The 23,464-nt window shown below is 72.2% G+C and carries 19 protein-coding genes; 8 read left to right on the top strand and 11 right to left on the bottom strand.

The window, feature by feature from the left end; genetic code table 11:
- Window positions 1-77: 77 nt before the first annotated feature.
- Window positions 78-986: a S1 family peptidase gene (locus ACIO1C_RS16135; RefSeq protein WP_401863514.1), complete on the bottom strand. Its 909-nt coding sequence runs from the start codon at window positions 984-986 to the stop codon at window positions 78-80.
- An 827-nt stretch (window positions 987-1,813) separates the two neighbouring features.
- Between ACIO1C_RS16135 and wrbA the strand changes: the two genes are divergently transcribed.
- Window positions 1,814-2,431, top strand: a complete 618-nt coding sequence (gene wrbA, locus ACIO1C_RS16130; RefSeq protein ID WP_401863512.1) for an NAD(P)H:quinone oxidoreductase — start codon at window positions 1,814-1,816, stop codon at window positions 2,429-2,431.
- Window positions 2,432-2,560: 129 nt separating this feature from the next.
- Here wrbA and ACIO1C_RS16125 read toward each other — a convergent pair whose 3' ends face one another.
- Window positions 2,561-3,025, bottom strand: a complete 465-nt coding sequence (locus ACIO1C_RS16125) for a MarR family winged helix-turn-helix transcriptional regulator (RefSeq protein ID WP_401863509.1) — start codon at window positions 3,023-3,025, stop codon at window positions 2,561-2,563.
- Window positions 3,026-3,137: 112 nt separating this feature from the next.
- On the opposite strand from ACIO1C_RS16125, the gene ACIO1C_RS16120 reads away from it, so the two are divergent.
- Window positions 3,138-3,464, top strand: coding sequence for a DUF1232 domain-containing protein (locus ACIO1C_RS16120; protein ID WP_401864133.1), 327 nt, complete (start codon window positions 3,138-3,140; stop codon window positions 3,462-3,464).
- Between the two features lie 194 nt (window positions 3,465-3,658).
- Window positions 3,659-5,389 carry a glycoside hydrolase family 13 protein gene (locus tag ACIO1C_RS16115; RefSeq protein WP_401863507.1) on the top strand — a complete coding sequence of 577 codons (1,731 nt, stop codon included), beginning with the start codon at window positions 3,659-3,661 and terminating at the stop codon, window positions 5,387-5,389.
- A 90-nt stretch (window positions 5,390-5,479) separates the two neighbouring features.
- On the opposite strand, the gene ACIO1C_RS16110 is transcribed toward ACIO1C_RS16115, so the two are convergent.
- Entirely contained in the window at window positions 5,480-7,537 is a 2,058-nt protein-coding gene (locus tag ACIO1C_RS16110; RefSeq protein WP_401863504.1) for a phosphocholine-specific phospholipase C, read from the bottom strand.
- Between the two features lie 405 nt (window positions 7,538-7,942).
- On the opposite strand from ACIO1C_RS16110, the gene rsgA reads away from it, so the two are divergent.
- On the top strand, window positions 7,943-9,100 hold the full coding sequence (rsgA, locus tag ACIO1C_RS16105) for a ribosome small subunit-dependent GTPase A (RefSeq protein ID WP_401863502.1): 1,158 nt from the start codon (window positions 7,943-7,945) through the stop codon (window positions 9,098-9,100).
- Between the two features lie 80 nt (window positions 9,101-9,180).
- Here the strand turns inward: rsgA and ACIO1C_RS16100 are convergent, their stop codons facing one another.
- From ACIO1C_RS16100 to ACIO1C_RS16090, 3 genes are all read right to left on the bottom strand, one after another.
- Window positions 9,181-9,546, bottom strand: coding sequence for a PPOX class F420-dependent oxidoreductase (locus ACIO1C_RS16100; RefSeq protein ID WP_401863499.1), 366 nt, complete (start codon window positions 9,544-9,546; stop codon window positions 9,181-9,183).
- Window positions 9,547-9,575: 29 nt separating this feature from the next.
- Window positions 9,576-10,058, bottom strand: a complete 483-nt coding sequence (locus ACIO1C_RS16095; RefSeq protein WP_401863498.1) for a DUF456 domain-containing protein — start codon at window positions 10,056-10,058, stop codon at window positions 9,576-9,578.
- 103 nt (window positions 10,059-10,161) lie between these two features.
- On the bottom strand, window positions 10,162-11,157 hold the full coding sequence (locus tag ACIO1C_RS16090) for a helix-turn-helix domain-containing protein (RefSeq protein WP_401863496.1): 996 nt from the start codon (window positions 11,155-11,157) through the stop codon (window positions 10,162-10,164).
- Between the two features lie 1,602 nt (window positions 11,158-12,759).
- On the opposite strand from ACIO1C_RS16090, the gene ACIO1C_RS16085 reads away from it, so the two are divergent.
- The 3 genes from ACIO1C_RS16085 (at window position 12,760) to ACIO1C_RS16075 (ending at window position 16,698) form a co-directional block, all read left to right on the top strand.
- Window positions 12,760-14,352, top strand: a complete 1,593-nt coding sequence (locus tag ACIO1C_RS16085; protein WP_401864131.1) for a protein phosphatase 2C domain-containing protein — start codon at window positions 12,760-12,762, stop codon at window positions 14,350-14,352.
- Between the two features lie 92 nt (window positions 14,353-14,444).
- The gene (locus tag ACIO1C_RS16080; RefSeq protein ID WP_401863493.1) at window positions 14,445-16,187 is read left to right on the top strand and encodes a pyruvate dehydrogenase; all 1,743 of its coding nucleotides are present in this window, start codon (window positions 14,445-14,447) and stop codon (window positions 16,185-16,187) included.
- Between the two features lie 115 nt (window positions 16,188-16,302).
- A complete protein-coding gene (locus tag ACIO1C_RS16075) occupies window positions 16,303-16,698 on the top strand; it encodes an ATP-binding protein (protein WP_327233765.1) in 396 nt (131 codons plus the stop codon).
- Window positions 16,699-16,860: 162 nt separating this feature from the next.
- Here the strand turns inward: ACIO1C_RS16075 and ACIO1C_RS16070 are convergent, their stop codons facing one another.
- Both ACIO1C_RS16070 and ACIO1C_RS16065 read right to left on the bottom strand, forming a co-directional pair.
- On the bottom strand, window positions 16,861-17,919 hold the full coding sequence (locus ACIO1C_RS16070) for a DUF2637 domain-containing protein (protein ID WP_401863490.1): 1,059 nt from the start codon (window positions 17,917-17,919) through the stop codon (window positions 16,861-16,863).
- Between the two features lie 249 nt (window positions 17,920-18,168).
- A complete protein-coding gene (locus ACIO1C_RS16065; RefSeq protein ID WP_401863488.1) occupies window positions 18,169-19,017 on the bottom strand; it encodes a (2Fe-2S)-binding protein in 849 nt (282 codons plus the stop codon).
- Window positions 19,018-19,147: 130 nt separating this feature from the next.
- On the opposite strand from ACIO1C_RS16065, the gene ACIO1C_RS16060 reads away from it, so the two are divergent.
- Window positions 19,148-19,906, top strand: coding sequence for a GntR family transcriptional regulator (locus ACIO1C_RS16060; RefSeq protein ID WP_401864129.1), 759 nt, complete (start codon window positions 19,148-19,150; stop codon window positions 19,904-19,906).
- Window positions 19,907-19,942: 36 nt separating this feature from the next.
- Here ACIO1C_RS16060 and ACIO1C_RS16055 read toward each other — a convergent pair whose 3' ends face one another.
- From ACIO1C_RS16055 to ACIO1C_RS16045, 3 genes are all read right to left on the bottom strand, one after another.
- Complete coding sequence (locus ACIO1C_RS16055; protein WP_401864126.1) at window positions 19,943-20,704, bottom strand: enoyl-CoA hydratase/isomerase family protein; 762 nt, start codon at window positions 20,702-20,704, stop codon at window positions 19,943-19,945.
- Window positions 20,705-20,713: 9 nt separating this feature from the next.
- Entirely contained in the window at window positions 20,714-22,003 is a 1,290-nt protein-coding gene (locus ACIO1C_RS16050) for a cytochrome P450 (RefSeq protein ID WP_401863486.1), read from the bottom strand.
- Window positions 22,004-22,088: 85 nt separating this feature from the next.
- Complete coding sequence (locus ACIO1C_RS16045) at window positions 22,089-23,459, bottom strand: cytochrome P450 (RefSeq protein WP_401863483.1); 1,371 nt, start codon at window positions 23,457-23,459, stop codon at window positions 22,089-22,091.
- Window positions 23,460-23,464 lie beyond the last annotated feature (5 nt).

The raw sequence follows: 23,464 nt of genomic DNA, 5'->3' as shown, positions 1-23,464 counted from the left end.
CCCGGCCGCCGGCCGGGCGCGATGCCCGCCCGGCGACCGGGGACGTTCCGTCCAGCGGGCGCTGACGCCGTAGACGACTAGAAGATGCTGACCCCGTAGGCGCTCAGGGCCTCCGTGACCGGCTGGAAGAACGTGGTGCCGCCGGAGGAGCAGTTGCCGCTGCCGCCCGAGGTCAGGCCCAGGGCCACGGTGCCGGCGAAGAGCGGGCCACCGCTGTCGCCCGGCTCGGCGCAGACGTTGGTCTGGATCAGACCGGAGACCGTGCCCTGCGAGTACTGGACGGTCGCGTTGGTGGCCTGGACCGTACCGGTGTGGACCCCGGTGGTGGAACCGCTGCGGGTCACACGCTGCCCGACGGTGGCGTTACCGGCGGACGAGATCTCCTGGTACGAGCCGTTGTAGAGGTAGACGCGGCCGTCGGCGTTGGCGGCGTTGGAGTGGCGGATGATGCCGTAGTCGTTGCCCGGGAAGCTGGTTCCCGTGCGGGTGCCGAGCACCGCGGTGCTCGCCGAGTTGGTGTACCAGTTGGCGCTGATGTTGGTGCAGTGCCCGGCGGTCAGCGCGTAGTACGTGCTGCCGCTACGGACGTTGAAGCCGAGGGAGCAGCGGCTGCCCCCGGCGTAGATGGCCTGGCCGCCGGCGATGAGGGGGGTGAACGTGCCGGGGGTCTTCTTGATCGTGAGCTTGGAGTCGTCCGGGACGGAGCCCTTGATCTCCGATATCTCGGCGGCGGAGACCGTGCTGTCCACGGTGACGACGACCTTGCCGGAGGCGGCGTCGGTGTACCAGGCGGAACCGACGACGGCGGCGCTGCGGACACCGGCGTCGGCGGCGGCGAGCTGGGTCGCCTGGGAGGCGACGGGGGCGGGCTGGGCGATGGCAGTCGGGGCCGCAAGCGCGGCGACGGTCACCAGACCGGAGGCGACCGCGAGAACACGGACGCGTCTGGAGATCGAGCCGAGGGGGGAAAGGCGCTTGAAGGTCACAACATCCTCCATTGATGGGGGAAACGCGCGGCCCGTCGGGTAAGCGGACCGCTGGCGTGCGACTGTCCACCGCCATTCGGTTTTGGCCGTGAACCTGTCAATCGCACGGAGTGAATAGTTGACTCCAGTTCCCTTTCTGGACAAGGCCCACTTCTGGACCGCCGGGGCGCGCCGCCGGGTGAGCGGGGGCGGTACGGCCCGGGGCGGGCGGCGGCGGCCGGAAAGATCACGGCCCGGCGGCCGGGAGCGGCGTACACGGGAGGGGCGGACGGGGCGGGAGCGCATTCGTGTCGTGGCCGGGAACGAACCGGGTGCCCGCAGCACGTACCCCCGCCGAGCACCGCAGTTGTCCGGTGACGTCATCCGGCCGTGCGCCGGACCGCCGCGCGGGCGCGTGCCGCGCCGGACGTGACGCGCGTAGCGTCCGGCGGACCCGCCAGGCCTCCTGGGAGGCGGCCGAATGTGAGATCAACTGCCCGGACTCGGGCGCCCGTTGTGACCTGTATCACCGTTATGCCCGCACGGTGATCTTGGCCGGATCTGATCGTATGCGGCCTCCTGGCCCGCCGAACGGCCCCAAGCGGCCCGTGGATTCGACCGGAGGCGCCCTCTTGCGTGCGGGGTGATGCGTGTGCCGTCGGTGGCATGAGTGGCCGGAGTGGGGATGGGCGGGCGGTCGGGGCCGGAGGGGTGTGGCCGCCGTCACAGGGTGGACGCTTGCTTTGTGGTTGAGCATTAAACCAACATGTTGATACGTCACCGACAATGTTGACGCATCACAAAAGCGCCACGGACGCGACGCGTCACCGAGAGAAAAGGGCTCCGCCATGACCGACCCCGTCAAGCTCGCCGTCGTCTACTACTCCGCCACCGGTACGAACACCGAGGTCGCGAAGACGCTGGCCGAAGCGGCCGAGAAGGCCGGCGCCGAGGTGCGCCTGCGGCGCGTCGCCGAGCTGGCTCCCCAGGCGGCCATCGACTCCAATCCGGCGTGGGCGGCCCACCACGCGGCCACCGCTGACCTCGCCGTGGCGACCCCGGACGACATCGAGTGGGCGGACGCCGTGATCTTCGGCGGCCCGACCCGCTTCGGCAATGTCGCCTCGCAGCTCAAGCAGTTCATCGACACGCTCGGCGGCCTCTGGGCCCAGGGCAAGCTCGCCGACAAGGTCTACAGCGGCTTCGTCTCCTCCGCCACGCGCCACGGCGGCCAGGAGTCCACGCTGCTCGCGCTCTACAACTCGGTGCACCACTTCGGCGGCATCGTCGTGGCCCCGGGCTACACCGACCCGTCGAAGTTCGCCGACGGCAACCCGTACGGCACCTCGCACATCGACGCGCAGGGCAACAACCCGGTGGGCGACGAGACGCGCACGGCGGCGCGGGTCCAGGCCGAGCGTGTGGTGCGCATAGCGCGGACGCTCAAGGCCGGCGCCGCGGTCTGATCCTGTGGGTACGGCGGGATCCTGTCGGCAGGGCGGGATGCCGTCCGGTACGGCGGGTGTACGGAGGCGGCGGGCGCCCCGGGGGTCAGGACCCGGGACGCCCGCCCGCGCCCCCGCCGCCCCGTTCGCTCAGCCCCGGTCCTGCGGCAGCCCGTCCAGCACCCGGCGCAACAGGGTGTCCAGCAGCTCGATCTCCTCGCGCGAGAGCGCGTCGAAGAAGTACGTCCGCACCGCCGCGACATGGGCCGGCGCCGCCGCCTCGATGGCGGCCCGGCCCGACGCGGTCAGCCGGACCATCGCGCCACGCGCGTCCGTAGGACACTCCTCGCGGACCACCAGCCCCCGCTTCTCCATCCGGGTGATCTGGTGCGACAGCCGGCTCCGCTCCCAGTCGGCCTTCACGCTCAACTCCCGCGCCCGCAACAGCCCGTCCGGCGCCTCGGAGAGCGGGACGAGCAGTGCGTAGTCCGCCTCCGTCAGCCCGGAGTCCCGGGTCAGCCGGCGGGAGAGCGTCCCGGACAGGTCCCGCCGCACGTCGAGGTAGGCCCGCCACACGCGGGCCTCGGTCTCATCGAGCCACCGCGGTTCCGTCATGGCCGGAATCCTAACGTTCACCGAAGTCCGGTGGGACGGCCCTTCGCGGGGTAACGGTAGGGGAGACTTGCCCAGGACCCCGGCGGAGGAGACCGCAGTGAGCACGGAACTCATGATCCTCGTCGCCGTCGGCGTCGTGCTGGCGCTGATCACCCTCGGCGCCGCGCTCACCCTCGCCGTCCGTCTCGTACGGGCCCGGCGCGCGCTGCGTGCCGCGGGGGTGCCGGAGCGGCGCAAGTGGATGTTCTGGGCCGCGATCGGTTACCTGATCCTCCCCACCGACCTGGTGCCCGACCCGGTGTACCTCGACGACATCGGCGTCCTGCTGCTGGCGCTGCGCTCCCTCCGCTCGGCCGAGGCGAAGGCGCCGTACGCGGTCCAGGCCGCCCGCGCCGCCGCGCGGCTCGGCCGCGCCAAGGACGTACGTACTCCTCGCTGACGCCCCACCACCCCGTGCCGACGCCTCGGCCCCTGCCAACACCACCACCGGCCCGCCGTCCCCGGCCCACCGTCCCCGTGCCGCCGGGCCACGCGCCCGGCTCCCGCGCCGTCCTGCTCTCCTCTTGCGCTCCTGGGGGATGATCGCACCGCACGCCACCCGGGCGTCCCCCGAGCACGGCACGAGAGGTTTCAGTGACACAGCACGCGATCCCGGACGTCAGCGCCGACGGCCAAGACCGCACCGGCTCCGGCCACGCCCCGGCCCGGCGGCCCGCCCCCGGCGGGCCCCGTCCCGACTGGTGGCGCGAGTCCGTCGTCTACCAGGTGTACGTCCCCAGCTTCGCCGACGCCGACGGTGACGGCATGGGCGACCTCCGGGGCATCACCGACCGCCTCGGGCATGTGGCGGACCTGGGCGCGGACGCCGTCTGGCTCACGCCGTTCTACCCCTCCCCGCTGGCCGACGGCGGCTACGACGTCGCCGACTACCGGGGCGTCGACCCCCGCCACGGCACCCTGGACGACTTCCGCGCGCTCCTGGCCGGAGCACGCGAACTGGGCCTCCGCACCATCGTCGACATCGTCCCCAACCACTGCTCCGACCAGCACCCCTGGTTCGCCGAGGCACTGGCGGCCGGGCCGGGCTCGGCCGCCCGCGACCGGTTCATCTTCCGCGAGGGCACCGGCCCCGACGGCGCCGGGCCGCCCGCCGACTGGCAGTCCAAGTTCGGCGGCCCCGCCTGGACCCGCGTCCCGGACGGCCAGTGGTACATGCACATCTTCGCCTCCGAGCAGCCCGACCTGAACTGGGACAACCCGGAGGTCGCCGCCGACTTCGAGGACACCCTGCGCTTCTGGCTCGACCTCGGGGTCGACGGGTTCCGCATCGACGTCGCGCACGGCCTGCGCAAGGACCTCGCCCCGCCCCTGCGCGACACCCACGGCAGCGACACCGCACCCCTCAACTCGCCGCCCGCGGGCCTGAACCACCCCTTCTGGGACCGCGACGAGGTCCACGACATATACCGCGTCTGGCGGAAGATCACCGACGGATACACACCGCCCAGGATCATGGTCGCCGAGGCGGGGGTCAGCGCCGCGAGGCTGCCGCTCTACACCCGGCCCGACGAACTCCACCAGGCCTTCAACTTCTTCCACCTGCGCTGCCCGTGGGAGTCCGGCGCCTTCCGGGAGGTCATCGAGACGTCGCTCGCGGACGCGGCGACCACCGGCTCCCTGCCGACGTGGGTGCTCTCCAACCACGACGTCGTACGCCACCGCACCCGCTACGGCCTGCCCGAGGCCACCGACCTGCGGGCCTGGGTGACCGGCGACGGCCACGAACCGGCCGTCGACGACACCCGTGGCAGGCGGCGCGCGCGGGCCGCCGCGCTGCTGACCCTCGCGCTGCCCGGGACCACGTACCTCTACCAGGGCGAGGAACTGGGCCTGCCCGAGGTGGCCGACCTGCCGGCGGAGGCGCTGCGCGACCCGATGTGGGAGCGCACGGGCCACGGCCAGAAGGGACGCGACGGTTGCCGGGTGCCGCTGCCGTGGACCAGGGAGGGTTCCTCGTACGGCTTCGGCGCGGGCGGCAGCTGGCTGCCGCAGCCCGAGGGGTGGGGCGAGCGGTCCGTCGAGGCCCAGACCGGCCGGGACGGCTCGTTCCTGGAGCTGTACCGTACGGCGCTGGCCCTGCGGCGGGACTTCCTCGGCGACGAGACCTTCACGTGGCTGCCGTCGTCCCCCGGCGAACTGGCCTTCCGGAAGGGCGCGGGCCTGGTGTGCCGGGTCAACCTCTCGGACGAGCCGGTGCCTCTGTCCCCGCCGGACGGGACGCGGCTCCTCCTGGCGAGCGACCCGCTGACGGCCGGCCGGCTTCCCCCGGACACGGCGGTGTGGCTGCGGAGCGAGGCGGGGTAGTTCCCCCGGCCGCCGGGCGGGGGCGATGCGCCCGCCCGACGGCTCCTGGAGGGCTGTCAGCCCGTGATGATCGCCGGGTCGCTCACGCGGTCAACCGGTGATGATCGCCGGGTCGCTCACCCCCGGCTCGCCGGTCTCCACATGGCCGGCGAGGCGCCGCAGGAACGCCGGGTCGGTGTCGGCCGTCACGGACACGTCGTACCACCGCTTGCCGTGCCGTGTGTCGACCGTGTGCACCACGTGCCCGCCCGCGCGCACCTTCACCGTCTCGCTCTTCCCGCCGTACGCGTCGGTGAGCGTCAGCCGGCAGTCGTGCCTGCCCGCGTTCCGCAGGGTCAGTTCGACCCGGCCCCGGCGGTCGTCGTGCCGGGCCGTCACCTCGGGGCCCGCCACCGTGCCCGAGCCCTTGAAGGTGCGCAGGAACCCGTTCGGCCCGAAGACGGACAGGTCGTACGTGCCCTTCGAATACGCCGTGTTCCAGGTGTCGGAGAGCCGCTGGTCCGCGCCGGCCGTGTAGGTCCACGGCCCGTCCGTACGGTTCGCCGACGTGACCGTGAAGGCCGCCCCCGCCTCCTCCCCGCCGCTGAAGGTCAGCGTGAACCGCCCGGTCCCCGGCGTCGCGGAGCCGTCCGCGAACGGGGCGTACGGCAGCGGGCGCGTCGGCCTCGACCCCTTCTCCTGCTTGGGCAGGACGGGACGGTCCGGCGGCACCGGTACGTAACTGGGGTGCCGGTCCTGGTCCGGCGGCTCGTACCCGTCCGTGCCGGGCAGGCGCGCGGGCCGCGTGTTCCTGAGCGAGAAGTCGAAGGCGGACGTCAGGTCGCCGCAGATCGCCCGCCGCCACGGCGAGATGTTCGGCTCGGAGACCCCGAAGCGGCGCTCCATGAACCGGATGACCGATGTGTGGTCGAAGACCTCCGAGCACACGTACCCGCCGGTGCTCCACGGCGACACGACCAGCATCGGCACCCGCTGCCCGAGACCGTAGGGACCGGCGGCGTGGCGGCTGTCGCCCGGGAAGTGGTCGAGCGTGGTGTCGACCGTCGACAGGCCCTGCGCGGCCGAGGCGGGCGGGAACGGCGGGAGGGCGTGGTCGAAGTAGCCGTCGTTCTCGTCGTACGTGATGAAGAGCGCGGTCTTGCTCCACACCTCCGGGTTGGAGGTGAGCGCGTCCAGCACCTGGGAGATGTACCAGGCCCCGTAGTTGGCGGGCCAGTTGGGGTGTTCGGAGAACGCCTCGGGCGCCGCTATCCAGGAGACGCGCGGCAGCCGGTCCGCCTTGACGTCGGCCCGGAGGACGTCGAAGAACCCGTCGCCGGCCTTCGCGTTTGTCCCCGTACGCGCCTTGTCGTACAGCGGGTCGCCGGGCTTGGCGTCGCGGTACTGGTTGAAGTACAGGAGGGAGTTGTCGCCATAGTTGCCCCGGTAGGCGTCGTCGATCCAGCCCCAGCTCCCGGCCGCGTCCAGCCCGTCACCGATGTCCTGGTAGATCTTCCAGGAGATCTTGGCCTTCTCCAGCCGCTCGGGGTACGTCGTCCAGTCGTAGCCCAGCTCGTCGTTGCCGAGCACGGGCCCGCCGCCCTTGCCGTCGTTGCCGACGTGGCCGGTCCACATGTAGTACCGGTTGGGGTCGGTGGCCCCGATGAACGAGCAGTGGTACGCGTCGCAGACCGTGAACGCGTCGGCGAGCCCGTAGTGGAACGGGATGTCCTCACGGGTCAGGTGCGCCATCGTGCCCGGGGACTTGGCGGGGATCCACCGGTCGTACCGGCCCTGGTTCCAGGCCTGGTGACCGCCCGCCCAGTCGTGGTCGAGCCCCTCGATGAACTGCATGCCGAGGTCCTCGGCGTCCGGGTGGTACGGCAGGACCTCCTTCGTTCCGTCGGACTGGTGCCAGACGGACTTCCCGCCGACGGGGGTGACGGGGCGGGGGTCACCGAAGCCGCGGACGCCGCGCAGCGAGCCGAAGTAGTGGTCGAACGAACGGTTCTCCTGCATCAGTACGACGATGTGCTCGACATCCTCGATGGTGCCGGAGCGACGGCTGGCGGGGATGGCCGCGGCCCGGTCGATGCTGTTCGACAGGCCGGAGAAGCCCGCGGTCGCGCCGGCGACCTGGAGGAAGCGACGCCGATTGAGTTCAGGCATGTGTTCAGGGACCTCGTGGGGTGTCTTGGGGGGTGTGGGGCGAACCGGGCGGGGAGAGCGTCTCCAGGCCAGCGAGTCAAAGGGACGGGCCGGTGTCGCCCGTGTGTCCTCGCGATGCGCACCTGGGGAACAAGGCGCCTGGGGGGTGCGGGGGAGCAGCGCGAAAACACTTGGCGCCGCTCCGGGCGCGAGCGTTACGGTGTGTCCGTTCGTTCCCCGAGCCGTGTGTGATCCAGGAGGTGTGACCGATGGCTGTTGTCGCGACGGGCGCTGCCCGCATTCAGCGGAAGTTTGTCACTGACACTCCTGTGGTCCCCGGCTGACCTGTCTCTGCGTCCCTTTGTCCGATCCAGAGCTGCCGCGCCCGAGGCGCGTGCCGGGGTCACCCTTGTGAAGGGTTTCCCCTTGTCTTTCTCCTTTGCCTCTTCCGAGGCCTCTTCGTCGCACCCGCTCGCCCCCTACGGCTGGGACGCGGGCTGGGAGGCGGAGTTCACCCCGTACGCCGAGCGGGGCCTGGTGCCCGGCCGGGTCGTGCGGGTCGACCGCGGCATGTGTGACGTGGTGACGCCGGCCGGCCCGGTCCGGGCGGACACCGAGTACGTCGTACCGCGCGATCCGATGCGCATCGTGTGCACCGGCGACTGGGTCGCCCTCGACGCGGACGGCGACCCCCGGTTCGTACGGACGCTGCTGCCCCGGCGGACCGCGTTCGTACGATCGACCTCGTCGAAGCGTTCCGAGGGCCAGGTCCTCGCCACCAACGTCGACCACATCGTCATCTGTGTGTCGCTCGCGGTGGAGGTGGACCTCGGGCGCGTCGAGCGGTTCCTCGCCCTCGCGATGTCCAGCTCGACCGGCGCGGCGCTGCTGCGGCAGTCCGCGCCCTCCCGGGAGGGCGAGGCCGTGCCGCTGATCGTCCTGACGAAGGCCGATCTGGTGGCGGACCCCGCCGTACTCGCCCATCTCGTCCAGGACGTCGAGTCCGCCGCGCCCGGTGTGCAGGTGCTCGCGGTGAGCGCGGAGACGGGGGAGGGGGTGGAGGTGCTCTCCGCCGTCGTGTCGGACGGTACGAGTGTGCTGCTCGGCGTCTCCGGCGCTGGGAAGTCCACCCTCGCCAACGCGCTCTTCGGCGGCCCGCTGATGGAGGTCCAGGCCATCCGTGACGTCGACGGGAAGGGCCGGCACACCACCACGACCCGCAACCTCATCGTGCTGCCCGCGGGCGGCGTGCTGATCGACACCCCCGGGCTGCGGGGGGTCGGGCTGTGGGACGCGGAGAGCGGGGTCGGGCAGGTGTTCTCGGAGATCGAGTCGCTGGCCGCCGACTGCCGCTTCCACAACTGCGCGCACGGCGCGGAGCCGGGGTGCGCGGTGCTCGCCGCCGTGGAGGACGGTTCGCTCTCCGACCGCCGGCTGGAGAGCTACCGCAAGCTGCTGCGGGAGAACCAGCGGATCGTCGCCAAGACGGACGCGCGGCTCCGGGCCGAGATCCGCCGTGACTGGAAGCGCATGGGCGCGGAGGGGCGGGCGGCGATGGAGGTGAAGCGGGGGAGGTTGCGGTAGGCGGGTGGGGGTGAGGGGGCGCGGCGGTACGCCGGGCCCCCTCACCCCCTGCGGGCCTCAGCCGAGGTCCGGGGGGCGGCTCACTCCAGGCCCCAGCTGTGGATCTTCCGGGGATGGATACGGATCAGCTCCTCGCTGAAGTGCGGCCCGAGGTCGTGCGGTCCGGTCAGCAGCTCGGCCTCACCCCGGATGTCCACCCCGCGCACCTTCCACGGCGTGACGCTCACGATGTCGTCGACGACCAGCGCGACCTTGGGGTTGGTCAGGAGGTTCCGCCACTTCTTGGTGGTGCCGAGGGCGTACCCGCCGATGAGGATCGTCCCGTCGTCCTGCGGGTAGAAGCCGACCGGGTTGGCCTGCGGCTGCCCCTTGGGGTCGACGGTGGCCATGCGCCCCAGCCGCTGGGTCCTGAGGTACGCGCGCTCGGCCTCGTTGAATTCGGTCATGCCCCCAGCCTCACACGCGTGCGGCGTGCTCACTCCCAGATCAGGGCGCCCAGCCAGGCGCCCACCACCAGCAGGCACGCGAACAACTCCACCAGGAGGGGGTATCCGGCGGTACGCATGACCGTACGGGTGGAGGCCCAGCCGTCCCGGTGGCTGCCGAGCCGGATCCGCTCGGCGCCGTAGATGCCCCCCACAAAGCCCAGGATCCCGCCCACGACGGGTACGACGAAGAACGCGACGATCGCGGTGGTGCCGCCCATGAGCAGGGTGCGCCGGGGCGCGCCCGTCCTGGTTCTCCGGCGGGACGGCAGCAGCGGTCTGAGCGCCTGGTTGAGCAGCAGCAGGACGGTGGCGCCGATCAGGACGACCCAGGCCGCGTCGGACGTGTCCGCCAGCGCCCACCACAGGACGGCGGCCCAGACGATGGCCTGGCCCGGTACACCCGGGACCAGCACGCCGAACAGGCCGAGGACCATGACAAGGCCCACCAGCACCAGCTGCCACACGTCCATCTGCCCAGCGTGCCGGAAGGGGGACGGTCCCGCAGGTCGCGGAGGGGGTGTGGCCCGGCGTGATCGCATGGTGCGTCCCTCCAAGGCAACGCACCCGCCCCGCTCAGTCCCGCGCCACCCAGCCCTTCTCGTACGCGTGCCAGCCGAGCTGCAACCGGGTGGTCACCCCGCTCAGCTCCATCAGCCCCTTCACCCGGCGCTGTACGGTCCGCAGCCCGAGGTCCAGCTGTTTCGCGACGCTCGCGTCGGTCATCCCGGCGAGCAGCAGCGACAGCACCTCCAGGTCGGTGGAGTCCGGTCCTGGCAGCGCGTCCTCCAGGATCTCGGCGCCGGCGCCGTCGCCGGACCCGAGCCGCAGGGGCAGGGCATCGCGCCACACCGCCTCGAACAGGCCCAGCAGCGACTCCAGCAGTCCACTCGCGTGGACGACCAGGGCGGCGGGTTCCGCGCCCCGGCCGGTGAGCGGCACCATAGCCAGGTTGCGGTCGGCGACCACGAGCTTGGTGGGGACACGTTCGACGACGCGGACCTGCTCGTCCCTGCCGAGGGCGGCGGAGAGTTCGGTGATGCCGGCGGGCAGGGCCAGCACCTCGCGCTCGATGACGACGCGGTAGGCGACGCCGCGTGTGGCGGCGCGTTCCTCGGCCTCGTTGTCCATGCCCGCCACGGCGACGGGCTTGCCGGTGACCAGGGCGCAGACCTCCGTGGTCGCGCCGAGCTGCAACTGCACGAACCGGTGGGCGACGGCGCTCGCGCCCGTCACGACCTCCACGAGGTCGTGCACGGCGGGCTCCCTGGCCTCGGCGCGGTATTCCTCGGCGAGGATCACGGCGGCCAGCTCGGCCTGTTCCAGCTCGTGGCGGTGCTGGGTGAGGAGCGCTCCCAGCGCGACGGCGGGAGGAGCGGCGACCCAGCGTCCCGTACGGGCGGAGGACTGCGCGGCCAGGCCCTGGCGCTCCAGGCGGCGCAGGGCCCGTTCGGTGTCCGCCTCGGGCAGCGCGAGACGGTGGGCCAGGTCCGACACGTCCGCGGCGCCGATGGCCACGAGTGCGCGGTACGCGGACTCCTGTCTCTCGTCGAGACCTATCGCTCCCAGCACCCTGCACCGTCCCTCACCGCACACCGCCGTACCCCTGGGAACCCCGGGGGATCAACCGCCGGGAGCGTCCTGTTTCCGCCGCGAACCGTGGCGGAAACCAGCCACGGCGTAAACCCGCCGCCCCCATCATCCCCTTTCGGCCGCCCGCTCTGCGAAGGTGGCGCCATCACAGCAGCAACAGACCCCGGTCATATGCCCCTTGGGTAGCCTGACCTGGATTTGCTCGGGGAGGGTGATGCCCCCGGTCTCCGCGCCGGCGCATCTGCCCCGCGCTGACACTGTGAACGTCTGCCGGGCGTCCTTCCCGTGGGGGGTGGGGCCGCCCGGCGGACTTAATTTTTCCGGTCGCCCCGTTTTCTCCTCCCTGTCGCGGTCGAAGATAGGGGCATGAGCGAGCAGGGGGAGCGGCCGGACGCCGACGACTGGTGGAACCGTCTGTACGACGAGTCCGCGCAGGACATGGGCACGGGGGACGCACTCGACGACCACTTCGCCTCGGCGGTGGACGCGGTGGCGTCCCCGGAGACGCAGCGGCCACGGGCGTGGTGGGAGCAACAACCCCCGCCGTACGCCCCGACGGACGCCAGACCCCTCCCACGACCCGCACCCCCGGACCACCGAGCCGCCACCTCACCGGAGCCGGGAGCCCCCTGGCCGTCAGCCCCGGAGGATCCGGACGCGGTTCCGGCAGCACCTGGGCGGTCCAGGCCGTCATCCCCGGAGCCTCCGGACGCGATCCGGCCCGAGTCCGAACCTCTCAGGGCCCCGGCGCAGCGGGGAGAGCCTGGACTGCCTTGGGCCTCGCCCGCGGCGCGGCCCGACGCGGGCCGTGCAGAGTCTGAACCGCCTCGGGCCCCGGCTCCAGGACGGCCGGACGTGGTGGGGGCGGAGCCCGAACCTCCTGGGGCCTCGGCCCCGGCGCAGCCGGGAGAGCCCGGCCTGGCTTGGGCCCCGCCCGCGGCGCGGAGCGATACGGGCCGGGCAGAGCCCGAACCCCCCGGGCCCTCGGCCCGGGAATGGTCCGACGTGGCCCCGGCGGAGCCAGGGCCGGCTCGTGCCTCGGCTCCGGAACGTCCGGGCACCGTTCGGGCGGAGCCCGGGGAACCTTGGGCCTCGTCCCCGGAGCGTTCGGACACCGTTCCGGTGGGGCCGGGCCTGTCCGGGGCCTCGGCCCGGGAGTGGTCGGACGCGGTTCCGGCGGAGCACGGGTCGCCCGAGGCGTCGGCCCCGGAGCGCCGGGACGGGGCCCAGGCGAATCCGGCCTCGCCCGGGGTATCGGCTCCGAAGCCGCCCGGTTCGGCTCCTGCGGAGCCTGGATCTTCTGGGGGCTCGATCCCGGTTGAGCCGGAGGGACCCGGGCTTTCCTGGGCCTCGGCTTCCGAACGGCCGGATGTGGTTCCGGCTGGGCCCGAGCCGTCGCCGGCCGCCGCCGCCGACTCCTCGGACGGGGCGCCTTCCGTGCCTCCGGGCCATCGGCCCGGCGCCGTGGCGGAGTCGGGGGCGCCGACCTCCTTCGGGCCGGTCGGTGCGGATGCGGACACGTCGGACGGTGCGGACCGGGCCGGGCAGGGCCCGGGTGCGGGAGCGTGGGCGTCCGGTGGCCTGCCGTCCGGCAGGAACCCCCAGGCTGTGCCGGGGGCTGCCTGGGGGCCGGCCGCTCCGGCCAGGGAGTCCTTCGGCGACGCCGAAGGCGCGAGTCCGCCCCCACGGCCCTCGGACCCGCCCGTGGCCGACCGTGGGCCCCAGGGGCCGTCCGCGCCGCCGTCGGTTCACCCTGCGTCCCAGGAGCTGCCCGCGCCGCGCGCGACCGGACCCGCGCCCCAGGAACTGCCCGCGCCGCCCGCGACCGGACCCGCGTCCCAGGGACCGCCCGCGCCCTCGGCGCCGCCCGCCCCGCCGTTGGTTCAGCCCGCGCCCTCGGCGCCGCCCGCCCCGCCGTTGGTTCAGCCCGCGCCCTCGGAGCCGCCCGCGCCGCCCGCGCCGCCCGCGATCGGACCCGCGCCCCCGGCCCCGCCCGCGACGACGCCGATCGGGTCCGTGCCCCCCGGGCCCCCCGCCAACGACCCCCGCCTGCCCGCCCTCGACGGGCCCGGGGCGCCCGTGCAGGCCGTCGGGTGGGGGGTCGGGGAGGCCCGTGCCGAAGACGGGCGGTCCGTTGTGGCTCTCGCCGCCGCCGGGCGGGACAGCGCCGAGGACTTTCCCGCCAGTGAGCGACCCGGCGTCGGGCATCTCGGCGGGGGGCCGCCCACCTACGACCCCGAGCCCACCGCCCTGCCCCCCGCCCACGCCGACCGCCTCGGCGAGCTGGTCGCCGACACCGTGCTCGACGGCGCCCGCTACGGGACGTACACCCTGCGCGCCGCGTCCGTACGGGGCGACTCAGGCCGCTACCGGGGCGAGCCCCGCCGCGACACGCTGCTCACCGCGCGCTTCGGGGAAGGCGACGCCGCGCTCATCCTCGTCGCCGTCGCCACCGGCGTCCGCGCCACCGAGGGCGCCCACCTCGCCGCCGCCGACGCCTGTCACTGGATCGGCGGTGCCGTCGGCCGCAGTCACAGCCGGCTCTCCGACGACATAAGAGCCGGCCGCAGGGGCGACCTCAAGGCCGGACTGCAACGGCTCACCGACCGTGGCTACGGCAAGCTCCGCGCCCGCGCCACCGAGCTGGGCCTCGCGTCCGACGCGTACACCGCGAGCCTGCGCTGTCTCCTGCTCTCCGCCGACCCCGACTGCCGTACCCGCGTCTTCTTCGGAGCCGGCGGCGGTGGCGGCCTCTTCCGCCTCAGGGACGGCGCCTGGCGGGACCTGGAACCCTCCGCCCCCGACCCCGCAGCCCTCACCGGCGAACCGGTCGTCGGCTTCGGCTCCCGGCCCGCCGAGACCCCCCGCCGCGACCGGCTGACCGTGGACCTCGGCATCCCGACACCCCCCGCCCCGTACGTCGAGGAGCCGGTGCCGCCGCAGGCCGAACCGTTCCGCTTCCGGGCCTCCGTCGCCCTCCCGGGCGACACCCTCCTCCTGTGCAGCCCCGGCCTCGCCGAACCGCTGCGCGGTGTCCCGGCCCTCGCGGCGGAGCTGGCCGACCGCTGGGGTTCCGCCGAACCGCCAGGTTTGGCCTCCTATCTCGCGGACACCCAACTCAGGGTCAAGGGGTACGCGGACGACCGCACGGCCGTCGCGGTCTGGGAGGCGTAACCGCGCCCGGCATGGGTTGATGGACCCGGGCCCGGTCGCGGGACCGCGCCCGACCCCGCCGGCGACCGGAGATCCAGAGAGGGCACCTTCCCATGGCCAAGCAGAACGTGGCGGAGCAGTTCGTCGACATCCTCGCCAAGGCAGGCGTCCAGCGGCTGTACGGAGTCGTCGGCGACAGCCTCAACCCCGTCGTCGACGCCATCCGCCGCAACTCCGCCATCGAATGGGTGCAGGTCAGGCACGAGGAGACCGCCGCCTTCGCGGCCGGCGCCGAGGCTCAGATCACCGGCAAGCTCGCCGCCTGCGCCGGCTCCTGCGGCCCCGGCAACCTGCACCTCATCAACGGCCTGTACGACGCCCACCGCTCCATGGCCCCCGTCCTCGCCCTCGCCTCGCACATCCCCTCCAGCGAGATCGGCCTCGGCTACTTCCAGGAGACGCACCCCGACCAGCTGTTCCGGGAGTGCAGTCACTACAGCGAAATGATCTCCAACCCGAAGCAGATGCCCCGCCTCCTCCAGACCGCGATCCAGCACGCGATCGGCCAGGGCGGGGTCAGCGTCGTCACCCTCCCGGGCGACATCGCCGACGCGCCCGCCCCCGAACGGGCGGTCGAGCACGCGCTGGTCACCTCCCGCCCCTCCGTACGCCCCGGTGACGCCGAGATCGAGAAGTTCGCCCGCATGATCGACGAGGCGCAGCGCGTCACACTCTTCTGCGGCAGTGGCACGGCCGGCGCCCACGCCGAGGTCATGGAGTTCGCCGAACGCGTCAAGTCCCCGGTCGGCCACGCCCTGCGGGGCAAGGAGTGGATCCAGTACGACAACCCGTACGACGTGGGGATGAGCGGCCTCCTCGGCTACGGCGCCGCCTACGAGGCCACCCACGAGTGCGATCTGCTGATCCTGCTCGGCACGGACTTCCCGTACAACGCCTTCCTCCCCGACGACGTCAAGATCGTCCAGGTCGACGTGCGGCCGGAGCGCCTCGGCCGCCGCTCCAAGCTGGACCTCGCGGTGTGGGGCGACGTGCGGGAGACGCTCAGGTGCCTGACCCCCCGGGTGAAGGCGAAGACGGACCGCAAGTTCCTCGACAAGATGCTGAAGAAGCACTCGGACGCCCTCGAGGGCGTGGTCAAGGCCTACACCCGCAACGTGCAGAAGCACACTCCGATCCACCCCGAGTACGTCGCGTCCGTCCTGGACGAACTCGCCGATGACGACGCCGTCTTCACCGTCGACACCGGTATGAACAACGTGTGGGCCGCCCGCTACCTCACTCCCAACGGCCGCCGCCGTGTGATCGGTTCGTTCAGCCACGGCTCGATGGCCAACGCCCTGCCGCAGGCGATCGGCGCGCAGTTCACCGACCGGGGGCGCCAGGTCGTCGCGATGTCGGGCGACGGCGGATTCTCCATGCTGATGGGCGACTTCCTCACCCTCGTCCAGTACGACCTGCCGGTGAAGATCGTCCTGTTCAACAACTCGGCCCTCGGCATGGTGGAGTTGGAGATGATGGTGGCGGGACTGCCGTCGTACGGCACCACCAACCACAACCCCGACTTCGCGGCGATCGCGCGGGCGGCCGGTGCCTTCGGTGTACGGGTCGAGAAGCCCCGGCAGCTCGGCAGCGCGCTCAAGGAAGCCTTCAAGCACAAGGGGCCCGCGCTGGTCGACGTGGTGACCGACCCGAACGCGCTCTCCATCCCGCCCAAGATCAAGGCGGACATGGTCGCGGGCTTCGCGCTCTCGGCGAGCAAGGTCGTCCTGGACGGCGGAGTGGGGCGCATGGTCCAGATGGCGCGCTCCAACCTCCGTAACGTGCCCCGTCCCTGATTCCGTGCGCCCCCGCGATGCGGACCGGAATGCGTGAGCGGTCCCGTGTCGGGCATGCATCTCCTGTAGATATCGAGACAGGAGTAGAAGCCGGTACGAGCGGGGGGACAGAAGGATGGCTGGACTGCGGCGCCGAATGGGGGGCGCCGATCTCGCGGCCGTCCCGGAGGTGCGTCACGCCTTACGGGAGTTGCTGAGACATTGGCAGGAGAGAGACTGCGCGGAGGTGGCGGAGCTGCTCATCAGTGAGCTGGTCACCAACGCGCTGGTGCACACGGAGAGGGGCGCGGTGGTCACGGCGACCGTCGCGGACTCACGACTGCGCGTGGAGGTACGGGACTTCGCCGCGCCGCCCGCCGGGCCACCCCTGGCGCCGGTGCGGGCCGCCGACGACGCCACGCACGGCAGGGGACTCGCATTGGTGCGCAGTCTCGCGGACGACTGGGGGATACGGACGAGGCCACTGGGAAAGGTGGTCTGGTTCGAGATGAACGGCGAGGCCGCCGCCTGAGCCTGCGGGGGGCGCGGGCGCACCGAGCCGTACAGGAAGCGGAAGCAGTTTGGCCGCAAACGCCGGACCGGCGTGACGGTTGTTCCGCCACACCGGTCCGATGGGTGCGAATCTCCCGCGCGAGCCGCGCGTGGTGAGCCGCGAGTCACGCTCACGGGGACCTCAGCCGAACTGCTGCTCCAGGTCCTTGAGCTTGCGCTCCAGGGAGTCGAGCCGTGGCAATGCCTGGGTGTCGTCCTCGGCGGTGAGGTCGACGGTACGGGAAGCTTCACTGCCCGTCGCGGGCTGAAGGGAGAGCCGGGAGCGATAGGGCAGTTGTCCCGGCTCGGGTATGGCAGGCTCCGCGGCGGCCTCGACGGCCGGCACGGACCCTCCTGGCGCGGACCCGGCGGGCAGCGGAATCTGGCGGCCGCCGCCGCGTCCCCGGCCCCAGGCGCGGTGCTGCCGGTTGAGCGCCTTGATCTGCGCCCGGTCCAGCTTCTGCTGCTCCCGCCTGCGGTGCCGGTTCTGCTCCTTCGTCCGCTTGTCCTCACGGACCTCCTCGACCGCCTCGTCCAGGGTGCGGACGCCTTCGAGCAGCATCAGCGACCAGGCGCCGAAGGTCTCGCGGGGCGCGCGCAGCCACCGTACGATCCGGATCTGCGGCAGCGGGCGGGGCACCAGGCCCTGCTCGCGGAGCGCCGCCCGGCGGGTCTGCTTCAGCGCGCGGTCGAAGAGCACCGCGGCCGAGAGGGACATGCCGGCGAAGAACTGCGGCGCGCCCGCGTGGCCGAAGCCCCGGGGCGCGTGGACCCAGTTGAACCACGCGGCGGCGCCGGCGAACAGCCACACCAGCAGCCGTGAACCGAGAGCCGCGTCGCCGTGGCTGGCCTCGCGCACGGCGAGCACGGAGCAGAACATCGCCGCGCCGTCGAGGCCGAACGGGACGAGGTACTCCCAGCCGCCGGTCAGGCTGAGGTTCTCCTGGCCGAAGCCGACCAGGCCGTGGAAGGAGAGCGCCGCGGCGACCGCGGCGCAGCAGAAGAGCAGGGCGTACGAAGCGGTTCCGTAGATCGCTTCCTTGCGCCTGCGGCGCTCCTCGGTGCGTTCCCAGGAGTCCTCGGTCGCGGTTTTCTCACCGGCGCGCTTGCCGCGCGCGAGGATCGCCACCGCCACCAGGATTCCGACGAGCAGCACGCCGCCGGGGAGCAGCCAGTCCAGCGATATGTCGGTCAGTCGCATGCGGTGTTCCTTGCATCGCAGTAGGGCGTATCGGGCGCCATATTGGCGGAAGTGCGGTGTCGCTCAGGGGGTTTTGGGCCAAGACAACGCCAACGAGGCGGAGAGGCGCACAAATAGGCACGCTCGGCTCGAACTGCCGTGCGCAAAGCGGCTGTCATGTCCGATTAATATCACCCCTGCGGGTGGCGTGGAGCCGCCGGGTGACGGGCAGTCAGGCGCGGACGACCGGAGTGCGAGGTCAGAGCCGGATCAGACGTTCGCGGTCAATTTACCGACACGGTCGGCATCACACGTACGCGGGCAGGTGACACACGTGTCGTCGGGACGCAGTGTGTAGTAGAGGCAGCAGCTCGCCCGGTCGCGGGTTGCGAGGGCCGCGCCGTCGGGTCCTGTCAGCTCGCGGAAGCCCGCGGCGCCCACGTACGGCCCCGTCGTGCCCGGCAGCAGCAGCTCCAGCTCGGCCATCGCCCGGTGCTCCTCGCCCAGCAGGTGGGCGACGTACCAGAGGCCCTCGACGATCTCGTCGGTCGCCATGCCCCACAGCGCCCGCCGGCCCCGCCGCATCCGGGGCGCGAAGCCCTCCAGCACCGGCCCGAGGTGCTCCGCGACGGCCGCGCGCACCTCGCCGCGCAGCGCCTCCTCGTCCGGCACGACCCGGGCGTCCGGGTGACCGGCGGCGGGGTCGTCCGGCAGGCAGGCGAAGGACCCGGTCCGTACGGCCATCCTCCCCAGCACCCGCTGGAAGGCGACGTCCGCCACGGGCACGCGCGGCACCCGGCGGTGCAGGAACCACGGCAGGGTGACCAGCAGGCAGGCGGGCCACGCGTAGCGGTGCAGCGCGAAGCTCGCCACCACGTCGGGGCGGGCCGGCCGCCCGTAGTCCCGCAGGATCTGCGCCTCGTCCCAGCCGAGGAACGTGTCGAGGGCCGGGCCCCCGGCGGCGAGGCCGGCGGCGCGCACCCAGCCACCGTCGTGCGGCAGCGCCCCGCCGGCCGCGACCTCGTCGACGCGCAGCGCGGGGAAGACCTCGGTCAGCCGGGCGTAGGCGTCCGTGACCGGCGAGGCCGGGAAGCGGGGCAGCAGGGCGGGAAGGGTCATGCAGGGGACCACCGAATCGCGATCGTTTGCAGGTAAGCCTTACCTTACCCGACACTTTCGCTCTTTGAACTGCGGCCCCGCCCGCCTATCGTGCAGGGAGGAGCGGAGGTGGAACCGGGTGGAGCGAAGTCTGGAACAGGACGGCGGGTGGGAGAGGACCGAGCCCCCGCCGTACGCCTCCGCGCGCCCCGACCGGGTGCCGAAGCAGGCGCGTACGTCACCGGATCACCGGGAACACACCTACAGCGGTCCTGAGCCGTCCGTGCCCCGGCCGGTACGGCGCCATTCCGTACGCGGCCAGATCCTCGACGCCCTGCGCTCCGCGCTCGTCAGCGGCGATCTGGTCCCCGGCGAGGTCTACTCGGCCCCCGCCCTCGGCGAGCGGTACGGCGTGTCCGCGACCCCCGTCCGCGAGGCCATGCAGCAGCTGGCGCGGGAGGGCGCGGTCGAGGTCGTCCTGAACCGCGGCTTCCGGGTCGCCGAGCGCGGCGCCGCCGAACTCGCCGAACTGGCCGAGGTACGGGCCCTGATCGAGGTGCCGGTGATGCTCCGGCTGGCCCGTACCGTACCGGCCGAGCGCTGGGCCGAGCTGCGGTCCCTGGCCGAGGCGACGGGTGCGGCCGCCGCCGTCGGCGACCGCGCCGCCTACGCGGACCGCGACCGCGCCTTCCACCGGGCGGTGCTCTCCCTCTCGGGCAACCAGCAGCTGGTGGCGGTCGCGGACGACCTGCACCGCCGCTCCCAGTGGCCCCTGGTCAGCGCCCCGGAGGTGCGCCGCGCCGACCTCGTCGCCGACGCGGCGGAACACACCGCGCTCCTCGACGCCCTGAGCGCCAGGGACCTGACCGTGGTGCAGTCACTCGTACGGGAACACTTCAGGGGCGCGTAGAGGGCGCGCTCCTCACCGGCACCACACCTCGACCACTCAACGCCGCCCCGCCCGCCCCGCCGCCACCGAGGCGGTCAGCAGCTCCGCGTCGAACAGCGAGGCGTCCGCGAGCCGGCTGGCGGACGCGTACGCGTTCATCATGACCTTGGTGGTCCGCAGCGCCGTCGCGGACCTGCGCACCAGCGGCTTGGTCCACGCGCTGATGGCGTCGTCCAGCCCCTCCTCGGGAACGACCTTGTGGAGCAGGGACAGTTCGGCGGCCCTGGCGGCGTCGAAGTTCTGGCCGGTCATGATGAGTTCACGGATCCGGGCGGCGCCGGACTCCTGGATGAGCCGGGGCAGCGAGCCGCCCCACGCGGGGGGCATGCCGAGTGCCAGCTCGGGCAGCCGGAAACGGCAGTTGTCCGCGCCGGCCCGCAGATCGCAGAACACCGCGAGCGCCACCCCCGCGCCGATCACCGAGCCGTGCAGCCGGGCGACGGTGACCGCGTCGGACGTCGCGAGGGCGTCGCAGACCTGGCGGGCCTTGGTGCCGAGCGCGCGGAGCCGGCCGCCCGTGGCGTCGGTCGCGCTGATGTGGGCGAACTCCGCGCGGTCGGCGCCCAGGCAGAAATGGTCCCCGGCGCCGGAGAGGATCAGTACCCGGACATCGGGCCGGTCCGGCAACGCGCCCAGGACGGCGAGCAGTTCGTCGAGCATCGGTCCCGATACCGCGTTACCGGTTTCCGGACTGTTCAACTCCACTCTCAGCACGGGCCCTTCATGGAGGACACGAAGGGTCTTGAAGTCATTCATCAGGATCAACTCTCATGACTCGACCACGTGCAGGGCGGTGAGCCGCCGGAATGCCACCCGGGGCGCCCACTCCGGCTCCCGGCTGACGCGCAGATGCGGAATGCGCCTGAGCAGACCCGTCAGCAGGGCGGTGGCCTCCAGCCGGGCCAGGGGCGCGCCGAGGCAGTAGTGGATTCCGCCGCTGAAACTGAGGTGGGTGGCCTTGCGGCGGATGTCGAAGATATCGGGGTCCGCGTGCTGGGCGGGGTCGTGGTTGGCCGCGCCGACCATGAGGTGGACCATCTCGTCCTTGGCGACCGGCACCCCCGCGAGGGTGAGATCCTCGCCGGCGATCCTGCTCACCACATGGGTCGGAGAGTCGTAGCGCAGCACCTCCTCGACGGCCCCCGTGACGTGCTGGGGGTGCGCGCGCAGCCACTCCATCTGGAGTGGGTGCTCGGAGAGGAGCCACACCATGGTGGACAGCAGGCTGGAGGTGGTCTCCAGCGCGGCCAGGACCACGAAGAGGGCGAGGAAGTAGACGGCCTCGTCGGCGGCCTCGCGGTCGGGCTCCAGGGCGTCCCAGGTCCGGATCCAGCCGGAGACCGGGTCGTCGCCGGGACTCTCACGGCGCCGCTTCACGAGCGCCACGAAGTACTCCCGCAGCCCGGCGGTCGCGGCGTCGGAGAGCGCGAGCTGGCTGGCCGAGGGAAGCAATTCCTGCGCGAACACCTGGTCGTGGGTGAATTCCCGCAGCAGTGCGAAGTCGCCGGGCGGAATGCCCAGCCACCCGCCGATCGTCATGACGGGAAGTTCTTCACTCACCAGCGCGCTGAAATCGGCCTCGCCGCCGTTCCGCAATTCACGCGAGAGACGGTCGAGCAGTTCATCGGTGGCCTGCTCGACCATCACCTTGATGGATTCCATGGACTTCCGGTCGAACATGTTGCCCGCCGACCGTCGCACCTTTGTGTGGTGCGGGGGATTGAGCCCCGGAAGGGTCTTGCTCATTTCACGGGAGGATGCCGCGTTCCAGCGGGTCCCGGCCCCCTGCCGGGCCCGCCAGTCGCCGTCGGGCACCAGCCAGGCCCTATTGCGCAACACCTGGTCGCAGAGTTCGTAGGAGGTCAGAAGTTGCCCGCCCCAGGGCGCCGGAATGATGTTTCCCATCGACCGGAGTTCCGCATATAGAGGTAGGGGGTTGGATTGTCCCCCCGGTTTACGCAATCGTGAGAAGAGCGAAACAACGGAACGCCGGTCGAAGGGCGGGCTAACGGCGCGCGGGGCAGCCACAGCTGGCTCCACAATGACTCCTGCTTTCATCAGGTCAGGGGAGAATCGCCAGTCCTGTCTACCCGTGTCGCCGAACGTTTATACGAACCTAAAACTATGCTGATTGTTGTCAATGTCACACCTTCCACCAACCGAGGAACCCGCTCCACCAGCTACCCTTCTCCGGCCCGTGATGAGGGGGACGAGGCGGGGCGTTTCCGGCCGAACGGCCCACCGGCGCGGCCGGAGCCGTGGGCCTCTTCTTCTCGGTCCGTACGGGCGTGAAGCGGGCGGGGAGCGAGCTGAGCGCGCGGTGGAAGGGGCCGGGACGCCAGGTGAGGTGATCGGCCGGCACGGACAGATCGATGTCCGGCAGGGTGTTGAGGAGCTTCTCGATCGCCAGGACGGCGATCAGCAGCGCCGGGTCCTTGGCCGGGCAGGCGTGCGGCCCGGCTCCCCACGCGAGGTGGGCCCGCTTGCTGAGCGTCTGGCGGCTCATGGACAGGTTCGGGTCGGTGTTGGCGGCCGCGAAGCTGATGAGCACCGGGCTGCCGGCGTCCAGGGCGCTCCCGGAGAGGTCCACGTCGTACACGGGGTAGTGCACGGCGTAGTTGGCCAGCGGCGGCCCGTTCCACAGGACGTCGTTGATGGCGTCCTCGACCAGCATGCCGGCGGCGTGCTGGTCGCCCGAGTACTTCGCGTCGGACAGCATCAGGCGCAGCGCGCTCGCGATGACGTTCTGCATCGGCTGCGTGCCGGCGGCGATGAGGGTGACCAGCTGGTGGATCATCTCCTCGTCGGTGAGGTTCGCCTGATGCTGCATCATCCACGACGTGACGTCGTCGCCCGGGGTGGTCCGCTTGAGGGTGACCAGCTCGATCAGAGCCTCCGTCAGCACCTCGTTCGCGTTCTCGGCGTCGACACCGTCGAATATCCCGGAGGTGCCGAAGACGAGGCGGTCGCCGATCTCGGCGGGGCAGCCGAACAGGTCGTTGATGACCAGCAGCGGCAGCATCTGCGCGTAGTCACTGACCAGGTCGACCCGGCCGCGGGCGCTGAACTGGTCGATGAGGTACGTCGCCACCCGCTCGGTGTGGCGGCTCAGCCGGTGGGTGTCCACCCGCGCCATGCTGTGGGTGACCGCCTGACGGAGCCTCAGGTGGTCGGCGCCGTCCGAGAACAGGCAGTTGGGCCGGTACGCCATCATCGGCACGACCGGGCTGTCCGCGGGGACCAGTCCCTCGTTGAGGGCGCGCCAGCGGCGCGAGTCGCGCGCGAACACGTCCGGGTTCTGGAGGACGTGGAGGGCGGCGGCGTAGTCCGTGACGAGTGTGGCCTCCACCCCGGGGGCCAACTCGACCGGGGCGGCCGGTCCGAACTGCCGCAGATAGTTGTAGAAGCCGTCCGGGTCCGCGGCGAACTCCGGCCCGTGCAGCGGCACGCTCTTGCCGCTGTTGTGCGCCGGGCAGCCGGGCGGCGGAGCAAGGAATTCCGAATGAGATTGCATGCCTG

It is taken from the genome of Streptomyces sp. NPDC087420 (genome assembly GCF_044744165.1).
GTDB lineage: Bacteria > Actinomycetota > Actinomycetes > Streptomycetales > Streptomycetaceae > Streptomyces.
Note: the sequence above shows the minus strand (reverse complement) of the source record. Positions and strands in the feature narration are given on the sequence as shown.